The organism is Alloacidobacterium sp. (genome assembly GCF_035631355.1).
Taxonomy (GTDB): domain Bacteria; phylum Acidobacteriota; class Terriglobia; order Terriglobales; family Acidobacteriaceae; genus Alloacidobacterium.
In genome coordinates this window covers 1-6840 of sequence record NZ_DASQIX010000065.1, presented here as the reverse complement: position 1 = coordinate 6840, position 6840 = coordinate 1, and the positions used below count along the sequence as shown (strand labels likewise).

7 protein-coding genes are annotated in these 6840 nt (G+C 56.7%); all 7 read left to right on the top strand.

Going from position 1 to position 6840, the window contains the following annotated elements; translation table 11 throughout:
- Positions 1-1425: TonB-dependent receptor (locus VEV40_RS12085; protein ID WP_324832622.1), on the top strand; the 1425-nt coding region annotated here is incomplete at its 5' end.
- Positions 1426-1487: 62 nt separating this feature from the next.
- Positions 1488-2168, top strand: coding sequence for a Fe2+-dependent dioxygenase (locus VEV40_RS12080; RefSeq protein ID WP_324832620.1), 681 nt, complete (start codon positions 1488-1490; stop codon positions 2166-2168).
- Positions 2169-2440: 272 nt separating this feature from the next.
- A complete protein-coding gene (locus tag VEV40_RS12075) occupies positions 2441-3793 on the top strand; it encodes an FAD-binding oxidoreductase (RefSeq protein ID WP_324832619.1) in 1353 nt (450 codons plus the stop codon).
- 107 nt (positions 3794-3900) lie between these two features.
- Entirely contained in the window at positions 3901-4632 is a 732-nt protein-coding gene (locus tag VEV40_RS12070) for a hypothetical protein (protein WP_324832618.1), read from the top strand.
- Positions 4629-5195, top strand: a complete 567-nt coding sequence (locus VEV40_RS12065) for a hypothetical protein (protein WP_324832617.1) — start codon at positions 4629-4631, stop codon at positions 5193-5195. The genes VEV40_RS12070 and VEV40_RS12065 overlap by 4 nt, the downstream gene beginning before the upstream one ends.
- A complete protein-coding gene (locus VEV40_RS12060) occupies positions 5111-6175 on the top strand; it encodes a hypothetical protein (protein WP_324832616.1) in 1065 nt (354 codons plus the stop codon). Before VEV40_RS12065 ends, VEV40_RS12060 begins: the two co-directional genes overlap by 85 nt.
- A 96-nt stretch (positions 6176-6271) precedes the next feature.
- Positions 6272-6840: CocE/NonD family hydrolase (locus VEV40_RS12055; protein WP_324832615.1), on the top strand; the 569-nt coding region annotated here is incomplete at its 3' end.

Below are 6840 nucleotides of genomic sequence, written 5' to 3'. Positions count from 1 at the left end.
TCTCCGGTTGCGCGGCACAACTACTACGGCTTCCGCGACGCGAATTACCTGAAGACCGACGTGGACATGGGCACGCTCAAAGTTGAGCACGATCTCGCTGAAGGCTCACTGCTTCGCAACCAGCTTCGCTATGCCAACTATGTTCGCAAGGCACAGATCACTGAGCCACAAGTTAACACTGCCACGAGCGGCGCAATCGCTCCGTCCACACCGCTCGATCAGGTGCAGGTCAACCGCAACCAGATCGCAGTCGACAGCACAGAAAGCTTCCTGTGGGACCAGGCCGACGTTACCGCGAACAAAAGCATTTTCGGGATGCGGCATCTGCTCGTGGCCGGAGTGGAAGGCGGGCGCGAAACATCTGATCCGTCAAGGCCGACCTTTTACGCGCCGCAGATAGTCAACAGCAAAGTAGTCAGCATCAATACAGTTCCTACGACGAGCCTGCTTCATCCGGATGAGGACCAGACCTTCAGCGGTTCATCGTTGCCCAGTTCCAATGTGCATACAACTTCGACCAGCGTTGGCGTATATGCACTCGATACGATTGAATTTGGCAAGCGTTGGATCGTCAGCGGCGGCGGCCGCTGGGACCGCTTCAATACTGACTACAAGGCTGTGAACTGGGCTTATCCCGCGCCGGGAAAGACAACCGTCACGAATTCTCAGTTCAATCGCGTAGACCAGAAGCCAACATGGCGCGCCGCTCTCATCTATAAGCCAACGGCCAACGGTAGCGTTTATTTCGATTACGGCACGTCGTTCAATCCGTCTGCGGAGACACTGTCGCTCAGCCAGGGCACGGCCAACCTGCCGCCGGAAGAGAACCAGACCTACGAATTCGGAAGCAAATGGGACCTGAAAGCAGGCAAACTCTCGCTGCGCACATCGCTCTTCCGCACCGATAAAGAGAATGCGCGCGAAGTTTCGCCCACCAACTCGCTGCTCTATGTGCTGGCTGGCAACCAGCGCGTCGATGGCGCCGAAGCGGAAGTGCAGGGTCATCTCACGAGCCGCTGGGAACTGCTCTCCAGTTACACCTATATACACAGCGAGGTCGTAAAGTCACAGTTCTATCCGGCGGCAGTTGGCTATCCCCTGGCGAACGTGCCCGCGAACCTTTTCAATCTGTGGACTGAATATCGCCTGCCGCGCGGATTTGAAATTGGCGCAGGCGGCAACTTCGTAGATAGCCGCACTGCCAGTTCCACCGCGCCTCTCGATCCTACAACCGGACTCATCAAGCAGGTGCCCAGCTACGTTGTCTTCAACGCGATGGCAAAGTACGAAATCAGCGAGCGCATTCAGTTGCAGGCCAATGTCTACAACGTCGGAAACCGGAACTACATTGACGAGATCCATCCGGCGCACATCATCCCGGGAGCGGGAACATCAGCGCTCTTCGGCATGAAGTTCAATTTCTAAACAAACTCAGATCGCAGTCCTGTCTGGCCCCATAGGCGGGCTGCGTTCAGCAGAGGTAAGGCATGTTACTCACAGTTCCCGACGTACTCACACCTGAACAAGTCGCCCACGCGCGCCAGCAATTCGCTGCAACCGAGTGGATTGATGGCCGAGTCACCGCGGGCCATCAATCGGCCCTGGCCAAGAACAATGTGCAGTTGCCCGAAGACTCGCCTGTTGCGCGTGAAATCGGAGACGTCATCCTCAATGCTCTTGCCAAGAACAGCCTGTTCATCTCGGCAGCGCTGCCGCTGCGCGTTTTTCCGCCGCTGTTCAATCGCTACTCCGGTGGGCAGTCTTTCGGCACGCATGTGGACAACGCCATTCGCCAGATCACCGGTACCGGTCACCGCATCCGCACCGATCTTTCAGCGACGCTCTTCTTCAGCAATCCCGATGAATACGATGGCGGCGAGTTGGTCGTCGAAGACACATATGGCATTCACACGGTAAAGCTGCCGGCGGGACATCTGGTTCTCTATCCGTCAACCAGCCTGCATCATGTTCGTCCAGTCACGCGCGGCGCGCGTACTTCCTCCTTTTTCTGGATACAAAGCATGATCCGCGACGACGGCCAGCGCACTCTGCTCTTCGATCTCGATGTTGCCACGCAGCGCATTGCTGCTGATTCGCCTTCGCATCCTTCGGCTGTACAGCTTACGGGTATTTATCACAACCTACTGCGACGCTGGGCGGAGATGTAGATTTGATTCTCACTTCACGCAGGGTCTTGTTCTGGTTACATCTCACGATTCAAACGCAGTTTTGATTGCCTCGTGTGAAGCGAACCATCTCAAGTTCCAGCTTGACTTTGCCGGAAACTCCGATATAGTTTCGGCGAACCACAAGCAGACGCCTTCGTGGTTATTGTGCGTCTTCGGGCCTTCTCGTTACGCTCCTTTCGCTGTCCTGTCATGTTCGCTCGCGCCCGAGCACTAATACCAGAAAGAACCATCACGCATCGCGAGGTATTTGCATGGCTACCAATACTGTCACGAACTGGTTTGGCAACATCGTTTCCCATCCCGCGGTCATCGTTGATGCAAACTCTGTCGATGACATTGTTGCCGTCCTCAAAGATCCGGTGAAGTATCCATCGCCTGTTCGCGCGGTCGGCTCAAACCACTCTACCTCGGCCTGCGGCGCGGCTGATGGCGGCACGCTGATCCGCATGAAGATGAACCAGATTCTGAACATTGGAACTGACAGCCTCACCGTGCAGGCGGACGCAGTTCATCTGGACATGGCCAAGGCGCTGGAAACCAAACACCTCCAGTTCTACGTCAATACTGAGATCGGCAGCCTTTCCGCGGGAAGCGCCTCCGTTGCGGGAACAAAAGACGCATCATTCGACGGCGAATACGGCCAGGTTGGCTCCTATGTTACCGGCGTGAAGATTGTGCTTCCCAGCGGCGATCTGCTCGAAGTCACCGAAGATGCGCAACCTGACCTTATGCAGAAAGTGCGATCGAGCTATGGGCTTTTCGGAATCACTTATGAAGTCACCTACAAAGTGAAACCGCTGACGCCGATGCATGTACACCACACGACGTACAGCCTGGAAGACTTCATTGCCAGGTTGCCTGAACTGAAGCAAGCTGGCTACTCGATGATGTATTACATCTTTCCGTTCGACAATAAAATTACAGTCGAGTTCCGCAAATACAACCCGGGCGCAACTGGCGAGCCAAATCATGCGGCGTGGGCGCTGCGGAACCACATCTGGGGCCAGGCCGGGCCGAAGCTCGGCCACGATGTTACGCAGAGTGTTTCCATCCCGGCGGTCCGCTACAGCATCATCGATACTTTTAACGCAGCGTGGCGTTTGCAACTCGAGAATCTCGTCGTTAGCGACTACACCATTCCTGGCGATCAGATTATTCACTACCCACCTGCCTCTGACGACAGCCGCTACACTTTCAGTCTGTTCGCATTCCCTGAGGAAGACTATCCGGCCACGCTAACCGACTTCTTCAAGTTCTGCAAGGACTACTACTCGCAAAAGGGATACCGCTCGAACCTGCTGTATGTCGGCTACCGCATCGCGCAGGACCAGAAATCGCTGCTGTCATATTCCTATGACGGCAATGTGATGACGATTGATCCCGTATCGACGGCCAACCCCGGCTGGTTTGAATATCTCGACGTCTACAACCAGTGGTGCAGCGACAGGGGCGGCAAGCCCCTGCTGAACCAGACACCGCAGTTGAACCCGGCCATGCTGCAAAAAGCCTATGGCGACAAGCTGAAGACGCTGTCCGAGCTTCGCAAGCAATACGACCCACAGGGCCGTCTGCTGAACGACTTTTTCCGCACGCTGCTGCCATAGAAGAAAACGATGCGGACGCTTCTGCCAACTCTCGTGCTCCTAGTGTCAGCGACGGCGCTCGCACGCTCGCAACCGCTTCCGGTCAAATATCCGACCGAGATCAAGGTTTGTCCCGGCTCATTTCCTACGGACCTGACCCAGACTCTGGATTGCAGCTACAGGCCAAGCAGCGGTTTCTGGATTCTGTCACCGGTTCGGTTACAGATCAGGCCGTGCTGGGCGCAGCTATTTTCGGACTGGGCGCACAGATAATAAAGTCACCCTCTGAGTGGGGACGGACATGGGACGGATATGGTCGCCGCGTTGGATCGCGCTATACGCAGGCCGTCGGCAAAGGCGCCGCGCAGTATATTGTCGGCTCCATACTTAAGGACGATCCGCGTTTCGTCGCTTACCGTGATGATCCGGGCGTCATCAAGAAACGTCAGGAAGCCGTATACAAACTCACTGAGCGCGCAGCGCCGAATCTTGTCGTACCGGGTGCACAGCCTGCTGCCGCGCAAGACCTCGAAGCCTTGACCCACGACGGATGGCGGCGTTTCGGCCATGTCTGGTGGGACGTGATTACAGTTCGCCATTCGACGAAGGAAGGAAATGGCCGGCGCATCCCTGCGCTCTCGCGCTTTGCCGGAGAATTCGGCGGAGCGTACGCCGGCTATCCCTGGTATCCGGCGGCGGAAAATACGTTCCCGCAGGTAGGCCAGCGCGCCGCCGGGGCCTTCGGGACCGCCGTGCTGCAAAGCTTCTTCACCGAATACAAGCCGGAGATCACCAATTTGCTTGGTGCCATATTCCGCCGCGGCAATCAGCCCAAATCGACGACTGGAGGCCAGCCGTGAAATACGCGAAGTCGCTGCTGACCCTGCTCCTATTGCTTACTCTTGCGGGCTGCCATGTGCCGCTGCGTTCTTACCGCACCAAAAACTCCGTAATCGAAGTCCCGCCTCCGAAAATTGACAACAATAATGGTGCAACGCCCGAAGTCACCATCAACGGGCATGGAAATGCGTGCCCGGGTTCTGGCGCTCCCATCTGCCTCTCCTTCATTGAAATTGACGATATGGGAGAGCTTTGGGACAAGGTCGAAGTGGATAACGTACTTCGCGTCATCCAGCAAGCCAACGGACAGGCCATTCCTGGAAAAACCGACCCAATCGTTGTTGCGTTTGTCCACGGCTGGAAAAACAATGCTGCCGAAAACAATCCGAATGTCGAAGGCTTTACGGTGGCGCTGCAGGAAGTCTATAAGCAGTTCAATGCGACGCATCGCGTCATCGGCGTCTATATCGGCTGGCGCGGGAACCTTATCAAAGGCGCATGGCTGGTTTCGCAGCAGCTTTCTTACTACACCGCGAGGCGACCGCGACCCGCGTTCCCGGCGCGTCGCTCTCGAGTGCGCTGACGCAGATCGCCATGCGCACGCACGAAAACCCACGGGCGCTCGCCGTGTATATCGGGCATTCATTTGGCGGACTGCTGCTGGAACGCGCCGTAAGCGAAGCCACCGCCAGCCAGATCGCCCTGGCAACGATCAGTGACCGCGAGGCCGAAGCCGCCGCCACAGCCAATGCCAATTCAAAGGAAGCCAGCGACAAACAGACAATCGCCAGGCACACGGCAGATCAGCGCGCCGACCTCGTCATCTTCGTCAACCCGGCTGGTGCTGCTACGGAAGCCAAGCAGATGCTGGATTTTCTCACTGCGAATGGATACCGCTATCAGCCCAACGTGCCGCCCTCTGCAAATGGGCCTTCATCAGATCCTGAAGAAGACCGCCCGCTGTTTGTATCGCTCACATCTACAGCAGATCTGGCGACAAAAGTCGCTATGCCCATCGGCCACTGGTGGCCTGATGTGAAATTTATAGCTTCCGGCAGCTTTCGCACTTTGGGCCAAAAGGACGAGAGCAAGAAGTATGATCTGGAGTGCTTTGACCCGCACAAAGATCATCCCTACTCATGGCTGAAGACGAAGCAGGATGGCGCTGTCGATCAGAGTTCCTATTACATGAGCACCGCGCCACACATGCCGATCCTGCAAAGCCATGAGATGTTGAAGACCATTGGCGCAAATCAAATGGAAGTCGCTTCTACCGGCCAGAAAATCACCGTCAGCACCGACGCCATTGCGCAATGCGACCCTAACCTTTTCGATAAAACCCTGCACATCATAAGCACCTTCCGTTTGCATGACACGCAGACCTGCTTCGCCGTTCAGGAGCGCCCCAACCGCTGCAACGGCACGCCCTACTGGCTCATGGAGATCGATCCCGACGTTGTGCCTAATCACAGCACAATCTTCACGCAGCGGTTTATCCACTTCCTCATCGACACCTATTTCAAGCCGCAGGGCAACCCATGCAGCGCCTCAATCCGCGGTTGATGTCGGGGCCGGCAGCCCCATCTGAATAACGGCTGATATACTGCGCAGCGAAAGAACCTCGACCTGACAACGCCTCTTCTTTTAAGGAGCCAATGAATGCTCTTGTCCTGTCGCTCCGCTGTTGCTATTGCCATTCTCGCTCTCTCACCGCTGGTGTCCTCCACGCAAACCAGCTCCATGACCCCGGACATCCCGCCGAAATTCACGCCGCCGAAGACGGACTACGACTATGTCAAGCGTGTCGAGATGGTTCCCATGCGCGACGGCGTGAAGCTCTACACCGTCATCGTGATTCCCAAAGGCGCGACCCACGCGCCCATTCTGCTCACGCGCACGCCCTATAACGCGGCGGGGCGCGCGCAGCGCATGGAATCGCCGCACATGCTCGACGAACTGCCGCAGGGCGATGATGTCTTCGTCAAGGTTGGCTACATCCGCGTCTTTCAGGATGTGCGCGGCAAATACGGCTCGGAAGGCGAGTACGTTATGACGCCCCCGCCCACCGGTTCGCTGAATCCGAATGGCCCCAACGACACCACCGACGCCTACGACACCATCGACTGGCTGGTCAAGAACGTGCCCGAATCGAATGGAAAAGTCGGCATGATCGGCTCATCCTATGAAGGCTTCACTGTGGTTATGGCGCTCATCGATCCGCATCCGGC

Excerpts from the sequence above, each read along its gene's own strand:
- VEV40_RS12060 (WP_324832616.1), top strand. The coding sequence starts at position 5,111 with ATGGCTGGTTTCGCAGCAGCTTTCTTACTACACCGCGAGGCGACCGCG.
- VEV40_RS12075 (WP_324832619.1), top strand. The coding sequence starts at position 2,441 with ATGGCTACCAATACTGTCACGAACTGGTTTGGCAACATCGTTTCCCAT.
- VEV40_RS12080 (WP_324832620.1), top strand. The coding sequence starts at position 1,488 with ATGTTACTCACAGTTCCCGACGTACTCACACCTGAACAAGTCGCCCAC.